General features: G+C 62.4%; 19 protein-coding genes. 15 read left to right on the top strand and 4 right to left on the bottom strand.

All coding sequences use genetic code 11. The features are described from left to right. Positions 1–38: 38 nt before the first annotated feature. Complete coding sequence (locus RVY79_RS14990; protein WP_317465198.1) at positions 39–791, top strand: DUF481 domain-containing protein; 753 nt, start codon at positions 39–41, stop codon at positions 789–791. Positions 792–870: 79 nt separating this feature from the next. On the opposite strand, the gene RVY79_RS14985 is transcribed toward RVY79_RS14990, so the two are convergent. Next, complete coding sequence (locus tag RVY79_RS14985) at positions 871–2,145, bottom strand: malic enzyme-like NAD(P)-binding protein (RefSeq protein WP_317465196.1); 1,275 nt, start codon at positions 2,143–2,145, stop codon at positions 871–873. 269 nt (positions 2,146–2,414) lie between these two features. Then, positions 2,415–2,630 (bottom strand): 50S ribosomal protein L31, encoded by a 216-nt coding sequence (gene rpmE, locus RVY79_RS14980; protein ID WP_317465195.1) that lies wholly within the window; start codon positions 2,628–2,630, stop codon positions 2,415–2,417. Between the two features lie 233 nt (positions 2,631–2,863). On the opposite strand from rpmE, the gene RVY79_RS14975 reads away from it, so the two are divergent. From RVY79_RS14975 to ppk1, 14 genes are all read left to right on the top strand, one after another. Beyond that, positions 2,864–5,068 carry a primosomal protein N' gene (locus tag RVY79_RS14975; RefSeq protein WP_317465213.1) on the top strand — a complete coding sequence of 735 codons (2,205 nt, stop codon included), beginning with the start codon at positions 2,864–2,866 and terminating at the stop codon, positions 5,066–5,068. A gap of 184 nt (positions 5,069–5,252) precedes the next feature. Continuing rightward, a complete protein-coding gene (gene argS, locus RVY79_RS14970; RefSeq protein ID WP_317465194.1) occupies positions 5,253–6,938 on the top strand; it encodes an arginine--tRNA ligase in 1,686 nt (561 codons plus the stop codon). A 2-nt stretch (positions 6,939–6,940) separates the two neighbouring features. Next, positions 6,941–7,639 carry an SPOR domain-containing protein gene (locus tag RVY79_RS14965; protein ID WP_317465193.1) on the top strand — a complete coding sequence of 233 codons (699 nt, stop codon included), beginning with the start codon at positions 6,941–6,943 and terminating at the stop codon, positions 7,637–7,639. Between the two features lie 152 nt (positions 7,640–7,791). Then, positions 7,792–8,310, top strand: a complete 519-nt coding sequence (gene hslV / locus RVY79_RS14960) for an ATP-dependent protease subunit HslV (protein ID WP_040239597.1) — start codon at positions 7,792–7,794, stop codon at positions 8,308–8,310. A 38-nt stretch (positions 8,311–8,348) separates the two neighbouring features. Then, positions 8,349–9,674 (top strand): ATP-dependent protease ATPase subunit HslU, encoded by a 1,326-nt coding sequence (gene hslU / locus RVY79_RS14955; protein ID WP_317465192.1) that lies wholly within the window; start codon positions 8,349–8,351, stop codon positions 9,672–9,674. Between the two features lie 121 nt (positions 9,675–9,795). Next, positions 9,796–10,179 carry a DUF971 domain-containing protein gene (locus tag RVY79_RS14950; protein ID WP_317465191.1) on the top strand — a complete coding sequence of 128 codons (384 nt, stop codon included), beginning with the start codon at positions 9,796–9,798 and terminating at the stop codon, positions 10,177–10,179. Between the two features lie 98 nt (positions 10,180–10,277). After that, positions 10,278–11,024: a bifunctional demethylmenaquinone methyltransferase/2-methoxy-6-polyprenyl-1,4-benzoquinol methylase UbiE gene (gene ubiE, locus RVY79_RS14945; protein WP_317465190.1), complete on the top strand. Its 747-nt coding sequence runs from the start codon at positions 10,278–10,280 to the stop codon at positions 11,022–11,024. A gap of 7 nt (positions 11,025–11,031) precedes the next feature. After that, a complete protein-coding gene (locus RVY79_RS14940; RefSeq protein WP_317465189.1) occupies positions 11,032–11,682 on the top strand; it encodes an SCP2 domain-containing protein in 651 nt (216 codons plus the stop codon). Continuing rightward, positions 11,679–13,301, top strand: coding sequence for a ubiquinone biosynthesis regulatory protein kinase UbiB (gene ubiB, locus RVY79_RS14935; RefSeq protein ID WP_317465188.1), 1,623 nt, complete (start codon positions 11,679–11,681; stop codon positions 13,299–13,301). Before RVY79_RS14940 ends, ubiB begins: the two co-directional genes overlap by 4 nt. Positions 13,302–13,371: 70 nt before the next feature. After that, entirely contained in the window at positions 13,372–13,710 is a 339-nt protein-coding gene (locus tag RVY79_RS14930) for a phosphoribosyl-ATP diphosphatase (RefSeq protein ID WP_317465187.1), read from the top strand. A gap of 37 nt (positions 13,711–13,747) precedes the next feature. Continuing rightward, positions 13,748–14,023, top strand: coding sequence for a Sec-independent protein translocase subunit TatA (gene tatA, locus RVY79_RS14925; protein WP_317465186.1), 276 nt, complete (start codon positions 13,748–13,750; stop codon positions 14,021–14,023). 6 nt (positions 14,024–14,029) lie between these two features. Beyond that, positions 14,030–14,422, top strand: a complete 393-nt coding sequence (gene tatB / locus RVY79_RS14920; RefSeq protein WP_317465185.1) for a Sec-independent protein translocase protein TatB — start codon at positions 14,030–14,032, stop codon at positions 14,420–14,422. After that, positions 14,419–15,201: a twin-arginine translocase subunit TatC gene (tatC, locus tag RVY79_RS14915; RefSeq protein ID WP_317465184.1), complete on the top strand. Its 783-nt coding sequence runs from the start codon at positions 14,419–14,421 to the stop codon at positions 15,199–15,201. Before tatB ends, tatC begins: the two co-directional genes overlap by 4 nt. 157 nt (positions 15,202–15,358) lie before the next feature. After that, complete coding sequence (gene ppk1 / locus RVY79_RS14910) at positions 15,359–17,560, top strand: polyphosphate kinase 1 (RefSeq protein WP_317465212.1); 2,202 nt, start codon at positions 15,359–15,361, stop codon at positions 17,558–17,560. Between the two features lie 140 nt (positions 17,561–17,700). Here ppk1 and RVY79_RS14905 read toward each other — a convergent pair whose 3' ends face one another. Next, on the bottom strand, positions 17,701–19,851 hold the full coding sequence (locus tag RVY79_RS14905; RefSeq protein ID WP_317465183.1) for a PhoX family phosphatase: 2,151 nt from the start codon (positions 19,849–19,851) through the stop codon (positions 17,701–17,703). Between the two features lie 96 nt (positions 19,852–19,947). Further along, the gene (locus RVY79_RS14900; protein WP_317465182.1) at positions 19,948–21,018 is read right to left on the bottom strand and encodes a 3-deoxy-7-phosphoheptulonate synthase; all 1,071 of its coding nucleotides are present in this window, start codon (positions 21,016–21,018) and stop codon (positions 19,948–19,950) included. Positions 21,019–21,081 lie beyond the last annotated feature (63 nt).

Genomic DNA, 21,081 nt, shown 5'->3' with positions numbered 1-21,081 from the left:
CACCACCGACCGAGAACCGTTTCTGAAGGGAATCCACCATGCTCGTGTCGCGAGGCTCGCAATGGTTATTGCTCGTCATGCTACTCGGCGGTGCACTCCCGGTGCACGCCGACTTGTTCTACGCACCCCCCGCACCACAAGACGATACCCCCAAGATGAGCGGCGACGCCGAACTCGGCTATACCCACCTCTCCGGTAACAGCAACAGCCGGACGCTGCTCGCCAAGGGGCGCCTCACTTGGCTGACGGGTCGCCATACACACACGCTGCGCGGCGAGACGCGCAGCGTTCAGGAAAACGATGAAACCAGTACCGAACAGTACCTGCTGGGTGGCCGTGAGCGTTATGAACTGAAAGGCCCTCACTACCTGTTCGGCTTCGGGCGCTGGGAAAAGGACCGCTTCAGCGGTTATGACTACCAGTTCACCACCATCGGCGGCTATGGCCGCCAGTGGCTCGACGGCCCGACACACACGTTTTCCACGGAATTCGGCCCCGGCTATCGTCACGACGCCTACCAGGGCGGCAAGGACAATGACCTCGGTCTGGCCTACGCCGCGCTCGACTATCGCTGGAACATCTCGGAGGGGGCCTACTTCGAGCAAGCCCTTTCCATCGAGGCGGCCGAGCCCAACACCACGACACGTTCGATTTCGTCGCTGACCTCCCAACTCAATTCGCACCTGGCGCTCAAAATGTCTTTTGAGGTCAAGAACAACACGAATCCGCCGGACGACGCCGAAGCCAACACCGACCGCACCACCTCGATGTCACTGCTCTACAGCTGGTGACGCCGACACACCACGCCCCATAACCTAAAAGGGCCGCTCCAGGAGCGGCCCTTCGATATCCTGCCTGTTAGGCGCGCGACTATATCGGCCCGTAAACGTCCTTGATGCTGGTCAACGGATAATGTGCCGGATAGGGCTTACGCGCCACACCGCTATCCACTGCCGCCTGTGCCACCGCCGAGGCAACCCGGTCGAGCAGCCGGGAGTCCAGCGGCGTGGGAATGATGTAACCGCGCCCGAACTCCAGCGACTCGATACCATAGCCATCCAGCACCTCGCGGGTCACCGGCTCACGCGCCAGGTCCTTGAGGGCATGCACGGCCGCGACTTTCATTTTTTCATTGATACGCGTGGCGCGAACGTCCAGCGCTCCCCGGAAAATGAAGGGAAAGCCCAACACGTTATTGACCTGGTTGGGGTAGTCGGAGCGCCCGGTGGCCATGATCACATCGTCGCGGGTCTCGTTGGCCACGTCCGGATGAATCTCGGGGTCGGGGTTGGAGCACGCAAACACCACCGGATTCGCGGCCATGCGCTGGAGTTGCTCCGGCTTGAGCAGATTGGGGCCGGACAATCCCACGAAGACATCGGCCCCCTCGATGGCATCATCCAGCGTACGTCGCGACGTCTCGGTGGCGAACATCGCCTTGTACTGATTGAGATCGTCACGCTCGCTGTGCACCACGCCTTTGCGGTCGAGCATGTAGATATGCTCGGCGCGGGCGCCACACGAGACCAGCAGCTTCATGCAGGCGATGGCCGCCGCGCCCGCTCCCAGGCAGACGATCTTGGCGTCTTCCAGGCGCTTGCCGGCGATATCCAAGGCATTGAGCAGCCCTGCCGCCGTGACGATAGCCGTGCCGTGCTGGTCATCGTGAAAGACCGGAATATTGCACTGCTCGATCAACGCTTGCTCGATCTCGAAGCACTCCGGCGCCTTGATATCCTCGAGATTGATACCGCCCCAAGTATCGGCGATGCGGGCCACGGTATCGATGAAAGCCTGCGGACTCTCGGCATCGACCTCGATGTCCACAGAGTTGATACCCGCGAAGCGCTTGAACAGCACACCCTTACCTTCCATGACCGGCTTGCTGGCCAACGGACCCAGGTTACCCAGGCCGAGGATCGCGCTGCCGTCAGAGACCACCGCCACCAGATTGCCCTTGCCGGTATACAGATAGGCGTTTTCTACATCCTTGGCGATCTCTCGGCACGGCTCGGCTACGCCAGGACTATAGGCCAAGGACAAATGCTTCGATGTCTCGGTAGGCTTGGTCAGTTCGACGGACAATTTGCCGGGAATCGGCTTGGCATGATAATCCAGCGCGGCCTGTCTTTTTTCGTCACTCATGAGCTTTTCCAGTCGTCTGCATGGAGGCGTGACTTCCAGAATATAGAAAAAAAATCCGCCAAACAACTTACGCCAAGTTCGCGACAGTAAAGGCTTTTAAGCGACCTTTTGAAGCAATTAACAGCCATTTGTTGAAACTTATGCCTGATGAACCAGGCATAAAACAAACCTTATCGGGGCGGCGTTTTCGACTTCCAAAAATAAAAAAACCCGCCGGAGCGGGTTTCTCGAATGCCGGCGCGTCACCGACGTATCGCTTCTTGCTTGGTTTAGTTGCGCTTGAGCGCTGCACCGAAACGCTTGTTGAAGCGTTCGACACGACCACCAGTAGTCGCCTGCTTCTGCTTGCCGGTATAGAACGGGTGGCACTGCGAGCAGACATCCAGATAGAAGTCGTCTTTGGCCGTGGAGCCCAGTGCGAAGGTCGCGCCGCAGGAGCACGTGGCGGTGACCTTCTTGTATTCGGGATGGATCGCTTGTTTCATTTTGCTGCCTCACGCTATGGTGCGCCGCCACCTGGTCGATGCCAGGCACCGCACACGGGTTGATAAAGATGCAACCGATTGATTCGGCATGCGACCCCGACGATACTCGCCTTGGCCCACAGCCGAAGGGCCGCGCATTATAGCAGTGCCGTGATATCGCTGAAAAGACGCGTGGCGCCTGCAACGCCATGTGTCACCGCCTTTTCGGAGGACTTTTGTCGAGCACCAATCATATGCCGCGCCTACTCAGGGTCGCCCTGCCCACGCCCTTGCGACGCCTCTTCGACTATCGCCCTTGTCGCGAGGCTCCCGCTTGTGGCTGGCGCCCAGGGCTTCGCGTCAAGGTGCCGTTCGGACGCCGCCAACTCATCGGCGTAGTGGTCGAATGTCCCGAGCGCAGCGACGTCCCGGACGCGCAGCTCAAGTCCGTGCTGGCGTGTCTCGACGATGCCCCCTTGCCCGACGACTGGTGGTGGCTGTGTCGCTTTACCGCGCGCTACTACCAGCATCCACTGGGTGACACCATCGCCCAGGCACTGCCCGTCGCCTTGCGCCAGGGGCGGCCCTTACAGGCGCGCTACCAGGAACGCTGGATAGCGCGCGACGGCGATACCGGCCCGCTCGAACGCGCGCCTCGCCAGGCCGAACTGCTGGCGATGCTGCGCCAGCATCCCCGTGGCTTGATGACGCGCGCGATCACCGCGCAAGGCTTCACCCGCGCGCAGCTCGAAGGCCTACAGGCCAAGCATCTCGTCGAGTGCCACGAAGAGCGACTGACGGCCACCGAGGAAGATCCCGGCTCGCGGCTCGCCGAACCCTCATTGCCACTAACCCGCGAACAGGCAGGCGTCCTCGCCGAGATTCACGAGGGCCTCGAGCGCTACCATCCATGCTTATTGCACGGCGTCACCGGTAGCGGCAAGACCGAGGTCTATCTGCAACTCATCGAAGCGGTACTCGCGCGGGGCCGCCAGGCGCTGGTGCTGGTACCGGAGATCGGCCTGACACCACAAACGCTGTCCCGCTTCCGGCAACGTTTTCGGGTCCCGGTGGTGGCCCTGCATTCAGGACTCACCGACCTCGAACGCCTGGATGCCTGGGACGCCGCGCGCACTGGCCGGGCACCGATCGTCATCGGAACGCGCTCGGCGGTCTTTACCCCCCTGGCCGCCGCCGGGGTGATCGTCATCGACGAAGAACACGACGGCTCCTTCAAGCAGCAGGAAAGCCTGCGTTACCACGCCCGCGACCTGGCCATTGCTCGCGCCCACCGCGAGAAAATTCCGATCGTGCTGGGCAGCGCCACGCCAGCTCTAGAGACCCTCGCCCAGGCACGCAGCGGCCGTTACCGTCATCTGCGCCTGACCCAACGTGCCAATCGGCACGCCCCGGCACGCCTGGAGTTGACCGATCTCCGTGGGCGTCACCGCCAGGGCGGTTTAATCGCCCCCGCCATCGAAGCGATTCGGCAGACCTTGAACGCGGGTAATCAGGTGCTGGTCTTCATCAACCGACGCGGCTTCGCCCCCACTCTGGCGTGTCACGCCTGTGGCTGGCTAGCCGAATGCCCGCATTGCGATGCTCGCATGACGCTGCATCGCCAGCCCCAGGAGCTGGTCTGCCATCATTGCGACTTCCACCGTCCGCTTCCCGATGCCTGCCCGGAATGCGACAGCGGCGACCTGCGCCCACTGGGTAGCGGCACTGAGCGCACCGAGGAAACGCTGGCTGCATTATTCCCCGAGACGCCCGTGCATCGCATCGACCGCGACAGCACCCGGCGCAAGCAAGCCTTCGAGGAGATTCTGCGCGAGATTCGACGCGGCGAGCCCAGCCTGCTGGTCGGCACCCAGATGCTCGCCAAGGGCCACCATCTGCCCCATGTCACGCTAGTGGTCGTGGTCAACGCTGATGCCGGGCTCTACGCCAGCGATTTCAGAGCCCTCGAGCACAGCGCCCAGTTGTTGGTACAAGTCGCCGGTCGTGCTGGCCGCGCCGAGCATCCGGGCCGCGTGCTGGTCCAGACTCTGCATCCCGACGACCCCAACCTGCGCCTGCTTGCCGACAGCGGCTATGAAGCGCTGGCCGGCCACCTGTTGGAAGAACGGCGCCTGGCCGGTCTGCCGCCCTATCGGCATCTGGCACTGGCTCGCTTCGAAGCTGCGCGCGAGGAACACGTTGCCGAATTCGCCACCGCTGCCGCCGAGGCATTGCGCGAATGGCTTGGCGCCGAGGACGCCTCGGTCATCTGCTTGGGGCCGGTACCAGCGCCCATGGAGCGGCGCCAGAACCGCTACCACATGCAGTTGATGCTCTCCGACACACGGCGCAGTGCCTTGCACCGCGCATGCGCCTGGCTCGTGCAATGGCTGGAGAGTCACCCCGATAGCCGACGTGTACGCGCCTCTCTGGACATCGACCCCCAGACATTGACATGAGCGCTACCACGAGGCGCCCTGCCCGCGCACCCGCCGTCACGAGCAACCTAGAAAGACTCATGGCATCGCTGGGTTTAAAGGCGTCGGCCAATCGCCGATAATAGGCGATCTAACGCTCTTAGCGCACTTCGTAGCCTGGCGCTCGCCGGCCTGTCGCGCGCCAGACACAGGACATCGGAATTTCATGAAAGAGACGATCATCGAACTGCTCGACGCGGCCGGTACGCAGCTCAAGCAGCAAGGCATTCTTCCCCAAGATACCCCGTTGGACATCAAGGTCGAGCCTACCAAGGACAAGGCCCACGGCGACTACGCCAGCAACCTCGCGCTAACCCTGGCCAAGCCGGCCGGACGCAAGCCACGCGAGCTGGCCGAGGCGCTGGTCGCGGCGCTGCCGGAAAGCGCCGCTCTGCGCCAGGTCGACATCGCCGGTCCCGGCTTCATCAACTTCTTCGCCGCCACCGACGCCGTGGCCCAGGTCGTGCCCAGCATTCTCGACGCCGGCGATACCTACGGACGCAGCCTGAGCGGTCAGGGCCAGAAAGTGCAGGTGGAATTCGTTTCCGCCAATCCCACCGGGCCGCTGCACGTCGGCCATGGGCGTGGCGCCGCTATCGGCGACTGCCTGTGCCGGCTGCTGGAAGCCACCGGCTTCGATGTCACTCGCGAGTTCTACTACAACGACGCCGGCGCCCAGATCCACAACCTCGCCCGCTCGGTGCAGGCCCGTGTGAAAGGCCTCACGCCGGAGGCCGCCGAGTGGCCCGAGAACGGCTACCGCGGCGACTATATCGCCGATGTCGCCAAGGCATATCTAGCCGGCGAGACGATTACCGCGGATGATCGTGAAGTCACCGGCAAAGGGGATGCCGAGAACCTCGATGCCATCCAGGACTTCGCCGTCGCCTACCTGCGTCGCGAGCAGGATCTCGACCTCAAGGCGTTCGGTGTCGCATTCGACGTCTATTTCCTGGAGTCATCGCTATACAACGACGGCAAGGTCGACGCCACAGTGAAAGCACTCGTCGACGGTGGCCATACCTATGAAGAGGATGACGCCATCTGGCTGCGCACCACCGACTTCGGTGACGACAAGGACCGCGTGATGCGCAAGAAGGACGGCGGCTACACCTATTTTCTGCCGGACGTCGCCTATCACTTCGACAAATGGCAGCGCGGCTTCACCACCGTGATCAACGAGCAGGGGGCCGATCATCACTCCACGGTCACTCGCGTGCGCGCCGGCCTCCAGGCGCTGGAGACCGGCATACCTCAGGGTTGGCCGGACTACGTGTTGCACCAGATGGTGCTGGTCACGCGTTCGGGGGTCGAGGTCAAGCTCTCCAAGCGCGCCGGCAGCTACGTGACGCTGCGCGACCTCATCGATGAGGTCGGACGCGATGCCACGCGTTTCTTCCTCGCCGCGCGGCGTGCCGATTCACAGCTGACCTTCGATATCGACCTGGCCCGCTCGCAGTCCAACGACAATCCGGTCTACTACATCCAGTACGCTCATGCGCGCGTGTGCAGCATGGTGCGTCGTGCCGAAGCCGATGAAAAGGCCTTCGATCATGCACTGAGCATGCAGCACCTGAGCCGGCTCGATGCCGAGCAGGAAAAGGACCTGATGAATCGCTTGGCACGCTATCCGGAGGTCGTCGAGCGGGCCGCTCGCACCCGCGAGCCACAACAGGTCGCCCAGTACCTGATGGACCTGGCCTCCGATTTCCACACCTGCTACAACGCGGTCAAGGTCATGGTCGACGACGATGAATTGCGCAATGCCCGGCTGGCACTGGGCTTGGCCACGCGCCAAGTGTTGCGCAACGGCCTCGACCTGATGGGCGTCAGCGCACCCGAGGAGATGTAAGTATGGCTCGTCGCCCCGCCCAGCAAGGAAAAAGCAATGCCCGCGCCGCATCACGCGGGGCCACCAGCCGCAGGCGCCAGGCCAAGTCTTCGCGCGCGGGCTTGCCGGGTTGGCTATGGGGGGTGGTCGGCTTGATCGCCGGCTTCGTGCTCGCTCAGTATTTCCAGCAGACGGCCCCTTCGCCGGTCGCTACGGTCGTGCCCAAACCCTCCAGTAGTGCCTCGTCCGGCAACGATGCCGACGGCAGCAAGGGTGCCTCCAACGGCGCTGCCAGCCAGGCTGCATCAGACGCTCCCGAGTCGCGCATGCCGACCTTCGAGTTCTATACCCTGCTGCCGGAATCGGAAGTCATCGCGCCCAAGGTGGATAACACCACGGCGGCGCCCCAGAGCAGCGACGAGGGTGCGGCAGACTCAAGCGAGCAACGCGCCGACGAAGTGGTCGCCGACCCCTCCGCCGATGGCCTCAAGTACATGCTACAGGCGGCCTCGTTTCGCAACGCCGCCGATGCCAAGCGTCTGGCTAGCCGTTTACAAGACCTCGGCCTGATCGCCAAGATCACCAAGGTCCAGACCGCCAGCGACGAAATCTGGCACCGTGTGCAGGTCGGCCCTTACCAAGATACGAATGAGTTGACGCGCGCCCAGGACTTGATGGTCACGCAAGGCATCGAGCCTTTGCTGATCAAACTGCAGAACTGAAGGGGGCTCGGGCGGCTTGATTTCCCCGCATGCCGCCCGCATTACCGTGAGCATCATGGCATTCGTCGCCACCGTTTTATCGCCTGGGGGCCACGGGCGCCTCGGCCATCAAGTCATCGGGTGTCCGACACCCCCACAAGGAGTTCCCATCCATGACCACGATCGTATCCGTACGTCGCGGCGAGCATGTCGCCCTCGCCGGCGACGGTCAGGTCTCGCTCGGCAACACGGTGATGAAAGGCAACGCCAGCAAGGTACGTCGCATTCACCACGGCAAGGTGCTGGCCGGTTTCGCCGGCGGCACGGCCGACGCCTTCACGCTGTTCGAGCGCTTCGAGGCCCAACTGGATAAATACCAGGGGCATCTGGTCAAGGCCGCCGTCGAGCTTTCCAAGGAATGGCGCACCGACCGCGCCCTGCGCCGCCTGGAAGCGATGCTCGCCGTGGCCGACAAGAACGCCTCGTTGATTCTCACCGGTAACGGCGATGTCGTCGAACCCGAACGCGGCATCATCGCCATCGGTTCCGGCGGCCACTACGCCCAGGCCTCCGCGCGCGCCCTGCTCGAGAATACCGAGCTCGATGCCCGCGCCATCACCGAGAAGTCGCTCGAAATCGCCGGCGATATCTGCGTCTTCACCAATCAAAACATTACCCTCGAGGAGCTGTGAGCCACGCTCACCGCTCCCGGGCAGCATAGGGCTCCGTCATGACACAGATGACTCCCCGCGAGATCGTCCACGCACTGGATCAGTACATCATCGGCCAGCAGGAAGCCAAGCGCTCGGTGGCCATCGCCCTGCGCAACCGCTGGCGCCGCATGCAGCTCGACGACAGCCTGCGCGGCGAGGTGGTACCCAAGAACATCCTGATGATTGGCCCCACGGGGGTCGGCAAGACTGAGATCGCCCGTCGTCTGGCCAAGCTGGCCGGGGCGCCGTTCATCAAGATCGAGGCAACCAAGTTCACCGAGGTGGGCTACGTGGGCCGTGACGTCGAGTCGATCGTCCGCGATCTGGTCGAGATGGCCATGAAAATGGTCCGCGAGCAGGCCAAGGAAGAAGTCGCCCACAAGGCCGAAGACGCCACCGAGGAGCGCATTCTCGATGCGCTTCTGCCGCGGCCGCGCGGCAGCGAGTACGACCATGCCCGCGATGATTCCTCAACGCGCCAGACCTTCCGCAAGAAGCTGCGCGAAGGCCAGCTCGACGACAAGGAGATCGACATCGAGGTCACGCCTCAGGGTGGCAACTTCGATATCTCCGCGCCGCCGGGCATGGAAGAAATGACCAGCCAGCTGCAAAGCATGTTTTCCAACATGGGCAAGCAGAAGTCGGAATCGCGCCGCGTGACCGTCGAGGAAGCCCGGCGCCTGCTACACGACGAGGAAGCCGCCAAGCTGGTCAACGAGGAACAGATCAAGAACCGCGCCATCGAGGCAGTGGAGCAGAACGGCATCGTCTTCCTCGACGAGATCGACAAGGTCGCCAAGCGCGGTGAATCGGGCAGTGGCGGCGATGTCTCCCGCGAAGGCGTACAGCGCGACCTGCTGCCACTGATCGAGGGGTCGACGGTGTCCACCAAGCACGGCATGGTCAACACTGACCATATCCTGTTCATCGCCTCGGGGGCGTTCCACCTCTCCAAGCCATCGGATCTGATCCCCGAGCTGCAAGGGCGTCTGCCGATCCGCGTCGAGCTGCAAGCGCTGACGCCGGATGACTTCAAGCGCATCCTCACCGAGCCGTCCGCCGCACTGACCCGACAATACCAGGCGCTGCTGGCCACCGATGGCCTGGAAGTGAACTTCACCGACGAAGGCATCACGCGCATCGCCGAGATCGCCTGGCAGGTCAACGAAGGCACCGAGAACATCGGCGCCCGGCGGCTGCACACGGTGATGGAACGCCTGCTCGAGGAGCCATCTTTCCAGGGTGGCGACATGGCAAGCCCGCTGACCATCGATGCCGCCTATGTCGACGAGCAACTCGGTGAACTAGCCACCGACGAAGACCTGTCGCGGTATATCTTGTAAGACGCGGCTACGCCGCTGGAAGAAGGAAGAACGGCGCTTCGCGCCTTCAAGGGAGAAGAAAAGCGTCTAGCTTGTCTTCTTTCTTCCTTCTTCCCTCTTACGTCTCACCGAAGGTGATCCTATGTCCTCTCCCGTTCCCACACGTATCCATTACCATCAGCAGGCCCGCGAGCTCGAACTGGGCTATGCCGACGGCGAGCACTACCGCCTACCGGCGGAGCTATTACGGGTGTTCTCGCCCTCCGCCGAGGTTCGCGGCCACGGCCCGGATACCGCTGTCCTGCAGGTTGGCAAGAAGGATGTCGGCCTCAAGAACATCACCCAGGCCGGGCGTTATGCCCTCAAGCTGCATTTCGATGACGGCCACGACAGCGGCCTATACAGTTGGGACTACCTCTATGAAATGGCCCGTCATCAAGAGCAATGGTGGGCCGATTACCTACGCCGCCTCGAGGAGGCCGGTGCCTCGCGCGAGCCTTCCACCATCAGCATCAAGGAGTTATAAGACGCCCCGGCGTGGCGACAAACGCCGGGGGTGACGTTACAATGCAGCCCCACTTCCACGCATCGCGCGGGCACTCCACGCCTGCCCAAGGAAAGGTCATGGACAAGCGCACGACCCACTTCGGTTATCAGGAAGTTCCGGTCGAGGAGAAAGCCGACCGGGTGGCGCAAGTCTTCCATTCGGTCGCCGCCCGCTATGATGTCATGAACGATCTCATGTCGTTCGGCGTGCATCGCCTCTGGAAACGCCTGACCCTCGAGCGCGCCGGTGTCCGCCCTGGCCATCATGTGCTCGACATCGCCGGCGGCACAGGTGACCTGGCACTCAAATTCTCGCGCCTGGTCGGTCCCCGCGGTCGCGTGGTCCTCGCCGATATCAACGCCTCGATGCTGCGTGTGGGCCGCGACAAGTTGCTCGACAACGGTGTCGGCGATAATGTCGAATACGTGCAGGCCAATGCCGAAACGCTGCCCTTCGCCGACAACAGTTTCGACTGCATCACCATCGCCTTCGGTCTACGCAACGTCACCGACAAGGATGCCGCACTGCGTTCCATGGCGCGCGTGCTCAAGCCCGGCGGTCGTCTGCTGGTGCTGGAATTTTCCAAACCGGCGAGTGCGGCACTGTCGCGCCTCTACGACGAATACTCCTTCCGCGTCTTGCCGCGCATGGGTGAATGGGTCGCCCAGGACGGCGAGAGCTATCGCTATCTGGCTGAATCGATCCGCATGCATCCCGATCAGGAAACCCTCAAGGCGATGATGGCAGACGCCGGGCTCGAACGTGTCGAGTACACCAACATGACCGGGGGCGTCGTCGCCCTGCATCGTGGCATCAAACTATGAGGCCGTCATGCCGGTGATGTTCACTACCCTGTTGGCCAGTGCGGAAACACTGATCAACGGGCTTCTCAAGCACGATCCCGCCTCGCCCTCTCGATTGGCGCAGCTTGCCGGACAACGCGTATCGCTACGCCTGGAGCGTCCGGCACTCGCGGTGCTGGTGCATTTCGACACCCACGGCATTACTCTCCTCTCCCAGCACGACCCCGATGAGGCCGATAGCGACGTGGTCGTCGAACTGGACGCCGAGACCTTGGGTGCACTGCTGGGTGGCGAACGTGTCGAGGCGCTGATGTTTGCCGGACGGCTGTCGGTGCGCGGTCGCACCCATGTACTGGAACGCGCCAGTCAGTTGCTCAGTGATCTCGAGATCGATTGGGAAGCCGAACTGGCGCACTGGCTGGGCGACATGCCTGCTCACAGCCTCTCGCAAGGCCTGCGACGCCTGAACCGCTTCGGTCTGCGCACGCGCGGCGAATTGCAACGCGATGTGCATGAATACCTGACCGAGGAAGCGCGGCTGCTGCCCAGCCGCACCCAGTGGGAGATTGCCCGCGAGCACCTGACGCAGTTGGGCCTGGCTACCGATCGGCTCGAAGCGCGCCTGGACCGGCTAGTCCGCGAGATCGAGCGTCGCCGACAGGAGGAGCACGCGTCGTGAGTTTGCGGCTGTTTCGCATCGTCTGGGTAATCGCGCGTTTCCGACTCGACGCCCTGATCCCCGCAGACCGCCTTCCCGGCGTACTGCGGCTATCGATGAAGCTCTCGCCGCTACGTCTTCTGCCCACCGGCCCACATACTCGGGGCAAGCGTCTGCGCCTGGCGCTCGAAGCCCTCGGGCCGATCTTCGTCAAGTTCGGCCAGATGCTTTCCACCCGCCGAGACCTGCTACCGCCGGACATCGCCGACGAACTCCGGCGCCTCCAGGACCAGGTGCCGCCATTCCCCGGCGAACAAGCCCGCGCGCTGGTGGAAGAAGAACTCGGCATGGATATCGATGTCGCCTTCGCCGACTTCACCCGCGAGCCGCTCGCTTCAGCCTCCATCGCCCAAGTCCATGGCGCACGCCTGCACAGCGGCGAAGACGTCGTGGTCAAGATCATCCGCCCCAATATCGATGGCGTGATGCGCAAGGACATTGGCCTGCTGTATACCTTCGCGCGCCTGCTCAAACGTGTGCCCGAAGCCAAGCGGCTACGCCCCGTCGAGGTCGTTGCCGACTACGAGGCCACGCTGTTCGATGAGCTGGACCTTCACAAGGAAGCCGCCAACACCTCGCAGCTCAAGCGCAACTTCCGCGATTCGCCGCTGCTTTACGTGCCGGCCATCCATTGGTCGCTGACACGCAAGCAAGTGATGGTCCAGGAGCGCATCCACGGCATTCCGGTGGCCGACATGGATGCTTTGGAAGCGGCCGGCATCGACTTGCGCCGACTCGCCGAACGCGGTGTGGAGATTTTTTTCACCCAAGTGTTTCGCGATAATTTCTTCCATGCCGACATGCACCCCGGCAATATCTTCGTGTCCGCCGATAACCCACAGGATCCGCAATATATCGCCATCGACTGCGGTATCGTCGGCAGTCTGACCCGCGAGGACCAGGATTACCTGGCCCGCAACCTGCTCGCCTTCTTCCGCCAGGACTACTACGAAGTCGCCGTGCTGCATATCGAATCGGGCTGGGTCGGCGAGGATACCCGCGCCAACGAGTTCGCCGCCGCCATTCGCGCGGTCTGCGAACCGATCCTCGAGAAGCCACTCAAGGACATTTCCTTCGGTCAGGTGCTGTTGGGGCTGTTCCAGACCGCACGGCGCTTCAACATGGAAGTCCAACCCCAGTTGGTGCTGTTGCAGAAAACGCTACTCAACATCGAAGGGCTCGGCCGCCAGCTCTACCCGGACCTGGACTTGTGGAGCACCGCCAAGCCCTACCTGGAACAGTGGATGAAGGAGCGCGCCGGGCCACGCGGCTTCTGGGACGCTTTGACCAAGCACGCACCCGAACTCTCGCGCCAACTACCCGAGCTGCCAGTGCTGGCGCATCAGGCATTGGCCCGGAGCGAAAACAACCATCGCCAACATCGCCAGCAGACCGAAGCACTCAACGCCCTCAGACGACGCCTGCGCGGGGCTGGCGCACGCGCGCGTCGGCTACGCTTCGGGGCGATATTGGTCGCCATCGCCTTGGCTTGGCAGCCTCTCTGGGAGTGGGCGCATAACCAGCCCTGGCCGGTGCTCGCCGCTGCCGCGCTCGGTCTGCTATTGATTGCCTGGCGTTGATCCCCCTATCAGCGCGCAATGTTGCTGCTATCATCCACCCACCACCTTTTTGTCTCGGGACCGTAACATCATGAGTGATACGCTTTCCCAGCTATCGGATGTCCTGGCCACACGCCGCCATGCCGACCCCGACAGCTCATACGTTGCCAAGCTCCATGCCCAGGGCCTCAACAAGATCCTGGAGAAGGTCGGCGAGGAGGCGACCGAAACCCTGCTTGCCGCCAAGGACGCCGAACACGGTGACGATAAAACGCGTCAAGCATTGGTCGCCGAAACCGCCGACCTGTGGTTTCATAGCTTGGTGATGCTCTCGCATCTGGACATCGACCATCAGGCGGTGCTGGATGAGCTGGCCCGGCGTTTCGGAATGTCCGGCCTGGAAGAGAAAGCATCACGCCAATCACCCTAATCGGCTCGGCCATGCCCGAGCATGAAGGAGATCTTCCATGTTAGGTGGAATCAGTATCTGGCAACTGCTGATCGTTCTCGGCATCGTCATCTTGGTCTTCGGCACCAAGAAGCTGCGCAACATGGGCAGCGATCTCGGCGGCGCCGTGAAGGGATTCAAGAGCGCGGTCGGCGAAGAGGAACAGAAAAAAACGCACGACGACGAGGACACGACGCAGCAGCGCGTCGCGCATGACGCCAACGAAGAAACGCTCGACACCCAATCGAACGCCTCGCAATCGTCCAAGGCCGACGAAAACTCAGAGCGGAAGTAACCCGCCATGTTCGATATGGGCTTTCTCGAGCTGATGCTCATCGGTGTCGTGGCCCTGTTGGTGCTGGGGCCGGAGCGCTTGCCCGCAGCGGCGCGCACCGTCGGTCTGTGGATAGGCAAAATAAAGCGCACGGTGTCCGGCATGCAGCGCGAGATCAACGCGCAATTGGAGGCAGAGGAACTGCGCCAGAAGCTCAACGAGCAGCAACGCAAGCTCGACGCCGGTCTGCACAAGGTCCGCGATGGGGTCGAACGCCACGCCGATACCGACACACATCACACCGGGCCGCGCCGCCCCCCGGCGGCGCCTGGACCGGATGATGACGCATCGGCGTCGGCCCCCGACGTTACCCCGGAAACATCCGACGCCTCGTCCGCCAAGGATTCCAACACCCCATGAGCGATACATCGCCACACGAACCGGAGGAGCACGCTCAGACGCCACTGATTGAACACTTGGTCGAGCTGCGCTCGCGGCTGGTCAAGGCAGTGGCGTTGATCGTGATCATCTTCGCCGCGCTTTACGCCTTCTCCAATGACATCTACAGCTTCGTCGCCGAGCCGTTGATGGCGCTTTTGCCTGCGGGCTCGCAGATGATCGCCACCGAAGTGGCCTCGCCATTCCTGGCGCCCTTCAAGCTGACGTTGTTTACGGCCTTTTTCATTGCCGTGCCCTTCGTGCTCTACCAGGCCTGGGCGTTCATCGCGCCGGGGCTCTATCGGCACGAGAAGGCCCTGGCGTTCCCCCTGCTCGCCTCAAGCATCCTGCTCTTCTATGGCGGCGTGGCGTTCGCCTATTTCGTGGTCTTTCCCCTACTGTTCGACTTCTTCGTCCACACGGGACCGGAGAACGTCACGGTGATGACCGACATCAATCAATATCTCAATTTCGTTCTCAAGCTTTTCTTCGCCTTCGGCGCGGCCTTCGAGATTCCCATCGCCACCTTTCTGCTGATCTGGACCGGCGCGACCAGCGTCGAAAGCTTGGGCAAGAAGCGCCCCTACGTGATCGTCGGCTGCTTCGTGGTCGGCATGATGATGACGCCCCCTGATGTAGTCTCCCAGAGCCTACTTGCCATTCCCATGTGGCTACTGTTCGAGATCGGCATTATCTTCGGCCGCCTGGTGCCACGTCACCGACGAGACACAGACACAGACACAGACACGGCAGAAGGCTAATCTTCACGCGCCCGCCCTTACCACTGGCGGGCGCATGGCGAGCCCTGTTTCATGTATATACTGAAAATGCTTGGCCGCTACTGTCACACTCCTGTCACGTAGGAGTGTCATACTTTCGAGTCAGCGGTTGATCACCAGCGACGACAGGGAGCTCATGATGGACGGTACGCGCTCTTCCGATGTTCCCCTCGGTAGCGACAACTCAACGTCCCAAGAGACCGGTGAAACGCCAACGCTTCGCGTCAACCGCACGCGTACGGGCATTCACGCAAAGCCCGCACCGTTTCCGGAAGCCGACCTCGATGACCCAGGGCTTTACTTCAACCGTGAGCTCTCGCACCTGCAGTTCAATATCCGCGTACTCGAGCAGTCCCTGGATCCCTCGCATCCACTGCTCAATCGGCTGACATTTCTGCTGATCTTCTCCTCCAACCTGGACGAGTTCTTCGAGATTCGCGTGGCCGGCCTCAAGCATCAGATCGCCCTGGCCCGCGAGGAAAGCGGCGCCGATGGCATGCCGCCACGCCAAGTGCTTGCCGAGATATCACGCATCGCCCACGAGCAGGTCGAACGTCAGTACCACATTCTCAACGAGACACTGATCCCCGCGCTCGAGGAACAGGGGCTGCGCTTCCGGCGCCGTACGCAGTGGACAAAGGCACAGGCCGATTGGGTGCGCGAGTATTTCGCCGAAGAGATCATGCCGGTAATAAGCCCCATCGGCCTCGACCCCTCACACCCCTTTCCGCGTCTGGTCAACAAGAGCTTGAATTTCATCGTCGAGCTCGAAGGCACCGATGCTTTCGGTCGCAAAGGGGGGCTGGCCATCCTCCCCGCGCCGCGCTCGCTGCCACGTTTGATGCGCCTGCCACGCGAGCTGAGCGAGGCCGGCTATACCGAATACGTCTTCCTGTCATCGATGATCCACGCCCACGCTCAGGAAGTGTTTCCCGGCATGCAGGTGCGCGGCTGCTATCAGTTCCGCCTGACCCGCAACGCCGATCTGGCCGTCGACCCCGAGGACGTCTCGGACCTAGCTTCGGCCTTGCGCGGTGAGCTGCTGGCACGGCGCTACGGCAGCGGCGTACGCCTCGAGGTAGCCGATAATTGCCCTGACCGACTGGCACACTTCCTGCTCACCCAGTTCGAGCTCGAAGCGGAGGATCTCTACCGTGTATCCGGCCCGGTCAACCTGACGCGGATGATGTCGGTACTCAGCGACGTCGACCGTCCCGACCTGCTTTATCGCACCTTCACGCCAGGACTACCACGTCAGGTCAAGGGCGACGTCAGCCTGTTCTCACAGATCGCCCAGAACGACATTCTGCTGCACCACCCCTTTCAGTCGTTTTCGCTGATTGAGGACTGGCTCCACGAGGCCGCCCAGGACCCGGACGTATTGGCGATCAAGCAGACCCTGTACCGAACCGGCGCCGATTCGCCCATCGTCAGCGCCCTGGTCGATGCCGCGCGCAACGGCAAGGAAGTCACCGTGGTCATCGAACTGCGGGCGCGTTTCGACGAGGCCGACAACCTGGCGCTGGCATCGCGCCTACAGGAAGCCGGCGCCATCGTCATCTACGGCGTCATGGCCTACAAGACCCATGCCAAGATGCTCCACGTGGTCCGCCGTGAGCGCGGTACGTTGCGCTACTACGCGCACCTGGGCACCGGCAATTACCACTCCAAGACCGCCAAACTGTATACCGACTACAGCCTGCTCACCGCCAACGAGACGCTTTGCGAAGACGTTCATAAGGTCTTTCAGCAGCTCTCGGGAATGGGCAAGCCACGTCAGATCGATACGCTACTGCATGCGCCATTCGTACTGCACGACCGCCTGGTGTCGATGATCGACCGCGAGGCACGCCATGCCGAAAAGGGTCACAAGGCGCAGTTGATCATCAAGTGCAACTCGCTCACCGAGCCACAACTGATCCGCGCGTTGTATCGCGCTTCGCGCGCCGGCGTACAGTGCGACCTGATCATTCGCGGCATGTGCTGTCTGCGCCCCGGGGTCGAGGGTATCTCCCACAATATCCGGGTGCGTTCGATCATCGGTCGTTTCCTGGAGCACACCCGTGTGTTCCACTTCCATAACGGCGGCAAGCCTGAAACCTGGTGCTCCAGCGCGGATTTCATGGAGCGCAACATGTTCCGTCGCGTGGAAACCTGCTTCCCGCTGCTCGACAAGAAACTCGCCCAACGCGTGCGCAAGGACCTGGCGACCTACATGGTGGACAACTGCCAAAGCTGGGAGCTAATGACCGATGGTCGCTACCGCCTCCTCGAGGCCGGCGATGCCGAACCGATCAGCACTCAGGAAACCCTGCTCTACGCCTACGCCGCCAAGCCCTGAGCTCGAAGCTCGAAGCTCGAAGCTCGAAGCTCGAAGCTCGAAGCTCGAAGCTCGAAGCTCGAAGGCAGCCTAAACCGAACCGCCTCCGTCGCCAGCTCACGCGACGGAGGCGGTTTTTGCTGTCAGCTTCCAGCCTTCAGTTACACCCCGACCTGACCACCATCGACTTTCTGGATCACCACCGTGGCCGCCCGCGGACGCACGCTGCCATTAGTGGCTTGTGTGGCATCCTGAGTCGCGGCATCGGCATTCGCCGGCCAATTGCCGGGATGCTGGATGTTGATGAACAGCGCCGTCTTGTCGGGCGTAGCAAAGATTCCCGTCACCTCGCAGCCGTTGGGGCCCACTGCAAACCGCTTGAGTTGGGTCTGATCATCGGCGCTGATCACCGAGGCGTCGTTATTGCCCCGCTTCACCGACGATGGCACCACGGCCAGCACCTGGTTGTTGGTGTGCTCTGCCACCCCGGCATAACCGTTATCGGTCTGAATCCAAAGAATGCCCTGGCCATCGCCGCGCTCGTCGTACCACAAGCCATCGGGGCTGGCGAACTGATTCGCTTCGGTAAGCCCAGAGAGGTTGACCGTGTCGTCTGCGGCGGCGCCAAAGACGAAAATCTCCCAATCGAAGGCAGTGGGCGAATGCGCCGACTCACGCCAGCGGATCACCTGTCCCCCCTCATTGCGGGGACGTGGATTGGCGGCATCGGTGGGGGCCGTGGCGTATCCAGCCCGCACCGCATCAATGGAGTCGCCATCATTGGTGTACGTCGGCTGCGTATTCTCCGCCGTACGATCGGAGTTGTTGGTCAACGTCATGTAGACCTCGCCGGAGACCGGGTCGACGGTCCCCCATTCCGGGCGATCCATCGGTGTTGCGCCCATCAGGTCAGCAGCGCTACAGGTATGCACGATCACTCCGGCCTGATCGTCGGCATCAAGTCCCAGTGCATCGGCCAAAGTGCGGCCCTCAGGCGTTTTCGCACCCGCCGTCAAAGGCAACCACTCACCACGGCCATCAGCGTCGAAGCGTGCGACATAAAGGGTGCCCTGATCCATGTACTTGGCGCCAATGGCAAGACGATCGTAACCTTCACCGGGACGATTGGCATCCGCCGGGTCCCACTTGGCATCGGAAACGAACTTGTAGATGTATTCATTGCGCGCGTCGTGCCCGGAGTAGAAAACGACCGGCTCGCCCGCCACGAGTTTACCGGGCCAGCAGCCTTCGTGGCGAAAGCGCCCCATGGCGGTACGCTTGACTGCCTGGGATTGGCCATCGTAGGGATCGATTTCCACGACATAACCGAAAGTCCGCGTCTCGTTGCGGTAATCATCTCGCGGTCCATTCCCACGCGGCGTGACATCGAAACGCGCGAATTCACCGCCACGCTCGCTCGCATTGCCGGCGGCGGTTTCCCAGCCATAGCGTCCCCGCTCGGTGGGCAACCCCAGACGAGCATCATCGACATGAAGCTCACCGGTATTGACGAAGACCTCCGGCCAGTTCTCTTCGCAGGTCAGGTAGGTGCCCCAAGGCGTAAAACCATGGGCGCAGTTGTTGTTAGTGCCTCGCGTGCGCGTGCCGTCCGGGGAGTAGCGGGTTTTGACGTAATCGCTGCCGGCCACGGGGCCCGACAACGCCATCGGCGTGGCACTGGTGAAGCGACGATTGTGGACATCGCCAGGCACATGCGACCAGCTACCATCGCTCTGCTTGCGTACCCGCACGATGGTGACGCCATGTGCGTTGATCTCGGTACGCACCTCGTCGGCAGGACGCTGGCCTGCATCGGCATTCGTCGGCCCGCCACGCGGCGCCCAGAGCGCCTGCTGATCGATATACTCGTTGTTGAGGGCCAGCAAGAAATCGCGCGAGGCATTATCCTCGCCCAGTGGGAAGGCATGCATGCCATCATGATGCATCCCCACGCTGTGTGCCTGCGCCTCGGCAGTCATTTCTTGCTCAGGATTCCAGGCCATTCCCTGATCATCGAGCGGCGTACCCCAAGGCACCAACACCTGAGCGGTGTAGCCCTCGGGCACCACCACCGCATCGGTACGCGAGCCGCGCAGCGAATCGAATGCCAGCGCCAGCGACGTCTTCTGGCCGCCGCTTTCCTGTGCCCTGGCCATATTGAGGCCGCCGATACCGCCCAACATGCCCAAGGCGGCCAGACTCAGGCCGCCGCGCATGATGTCGCGTCGCGAGACATGACGCTCCATAACGGATGAGAACGGCTCGTTATTGCTAGGGTTCAGATTGCTGTGATTCTCGATTTCCTTGCTCATGGTCTCTCCTCACGGCGGTCGACCGACAGGATCGTCGGCACATGTTATATGTGCCTTACCCTAGAGAGACGATATGACAGAGGAATGAAGCCTTCTTCAAGCGCGTGAGTTGCGCAATCGCTCGGCGGCCAATGCAAGCAAGTGCTCGGTCGTTTCCCAGCCCAGACAGGCATCGGTGACGGAAACGCCATAACGCATGGCTCCCGGTTGCAGCGACTGCTTGCCTTCTTGCAGGTGACTTTCCAACATCACGCCGACCAGATCGCGATCACCGGCCAGGCGCTGCTCGAGTACATCGAGCATGACCTCGGTCTGGCGGCGGTGGTCCTTGCGTGAATTGGCATGGCTACAGTCGACCATCAGGCGCGGCGTGATACCCGCGTTGTGTAGCTCGCGGCGACAGGCACGCACCGAGTCCGCATCGTAGTTGGGCTTGCCATGTCCACCACGCAGCACCACGTGGGTATGCGGATTGCCGTCGGTCTCGCGCATCGCCGGACGCCCCGCATCGTCGAGGGTGAAATGACGGTGCGGATGCGCAGCAGACTGCATCGCGGCAACGGCGACATCGACGCTGCCGTCGGTACCGTTCTTGAAACCTACCGCGGCGCGCAGGCCACTGGCCAACTCACGATGGACCTGCGACTCGGTGGTGCGCGCGCCGATGGCCACCCAGCTGAGCAGATCTTCCAGGTACGGCGCGGCCATCGGTTGCAGCAATTCGGTGGCCACGGGCATGCCCAGGGCAGCGATGTCGCGCATCAAGCGCCGCGAGACCTCCAGGCCATATGCCATGTCGTCGCTGCCATCCAGATGCGGGTCATAGGCGAGGCCCTTCCAGCCCACGATAGTGCGCGGCTTTTCGACATAGACACGCATGACCATCAGCAGACGGTCGTCAAGGCGCGTGGCAAGTTCACTGAGCTTTTCGGCGTATTCCAGCGCCGCACGCGGGTCATGGATCGAGCAAGGTCCCACCACCACCAGCAGGCGGTCGTCGCGGCCATCGAGAATGGCCTGGATCTCGCCACGCTGGCGTTCGATCTGCTCCTCCAAGGCGTCCCCCAGCGGCAGGCGCTGCTTGAGGTCACCCGGCGTGGGCAAAGGCTGATGCGAAGGCGCCGTGGCGACGTCGGGGCGTTGGGGCATCGTCAAGGGTGCGTTCATGTCGAGTCTCTTGTCTGGGCTGTCCGTCACGCGCGGACAGCGGAACTTCGTGTTCGTTGGTGG

The organism is Chromohalobacter sp. HP20-39 (assembly GCF_033052815.1).
Taxonomy (GTDB): domain Bacteria; phylum Pseudomonadota; class Gammaproteobacteria; order Pseudomonadales; family Halomonadaceae; genus Chromohalobacter.
The sequence above is the reverse complement of the archived record's forward strand: the minus strand, read 5'-3'. Positions and strand labels throughout refer to the sequence as shown.

Bases quoted from the DNA above. Each gene is read 5' to 3' on its own strand.
- hslU (WP_317465192.1), top strand. From the start codon at position 8,349: ATGACACAGATGACTCCCCGCGAGATCGTCCACGCACTGGATCAGTAC.
- RVY79_RS14930 (WP_317465187.1), top strand. From the start codon at position 13,372: ATGAGTGATACGCTTTCCCAGCTATCGGATGTCCTGGCCACACGCCGC.
- RVY79_RS14975 (WP_317465213.1), top strand. From the start codon at position 2,864: ATGCCGCGCCTACTCAGGGTCGCCCTGCCCACGCCCTTGCGACGCCTC.
- RVY79_RS14940 (WP_317465189.1), top strand. From the start codon at position 11,032: ATGCCGGTGATGTTCACTACCCTGTTGGCCAGTGCGGAAACACTGATC.
- RVY79_RS14985 (WP_317465196.1), bottom strand. From the start codon at position 2,145: ATGAGTGACGAAAAAAGACAGGCCGCGCTGGATTATCATGCCAAGCCG.
- hslV (WP_040239597.1), top strand. From the start codon at position 7,792: ATGACCACGATCGTATCCGTACGTCGCGGCGAGCATGTCGCCCTCGCC.
- RVY79_RS14990 (WP_317465198.1), top strand. From the start codon at position 39: ATGCTCGTGTCGCGAGGCTCGCAATGGTTATTGCTCGTCATGCTACTC.
- argS (WP_317465194.1), top strand. From the start codon at position 5,253: ATGAAAGAGACGATCATCGAACTGCTCGACGCGGCCGGTACGCAGCTC.
- RVY79_RS14905 (WP_317465183.1), bottom strand. From the start codon at position 19,851: ATGAGCAAGGAAATCGAGAATCACAGCAATCTGAACCCTAGCAATAAC.
- tatB (WP_317465185.1), top strand. From the start codon at position 14,030: ATGTTCGATATGGGCTTTCTCGAGCTGATGCTCATCGGTGTCGTGGCC.
- tatA (WP_317465186.1), top strand. From the start codon at position 13,748: ATGTTAGGTGGAATCAGTATCTGGCAACTGCTGATCGTTCTCGGCATC.
- ppk1 (WP_317465212.1), top strand. From the start codon at position 15,359: ATGGACGGTACGCGCTCTTCCGATGTTCCCCTCGGTAGCGACAACTCA.
- RVY79_RS14900 (WP_317465182.1), bottom strand. From the start codon at position 21,018: ATGAACGCACCCTTGACGATGCCCCAACGCCCCGACGTCGCCACGGCG.
- RVY79_RS14950 (WP_317465191.1), top strand. From the start codon at position 9,796: ATGTCCTCTCCCGTTCCCACACGTATCCATTACCATCAGCAGGCCCGC.
- rpmE (WP_317465195.1), bottom strand. From the start codon at position 2,630: ATGAAACAAGCGATCCATCCCGAATACAAGAAGGTCACCGCCACGTGC.
- RVY79_RS14965 (WP_317465193.1), top strand. From the start codon at position 6,941: ATGGCTCGTCGCCCCGCCCAGCAAGGAAAAAGCAATGCCCGCGCCGCA.
- ubiE (WP_317465190.1), top strand. From the start codon at position 10,278: ATGGACAAGCGCACGACCCACTTCGGTTATCAGGAAGTTCCGGTCGAG.
- tatC (WP_317465184.1), top strand. From the start codon at position 14,419: ATGAGCGATACATCGCCACACGAACCGGAGGAGCACGCTCAGACGCCA.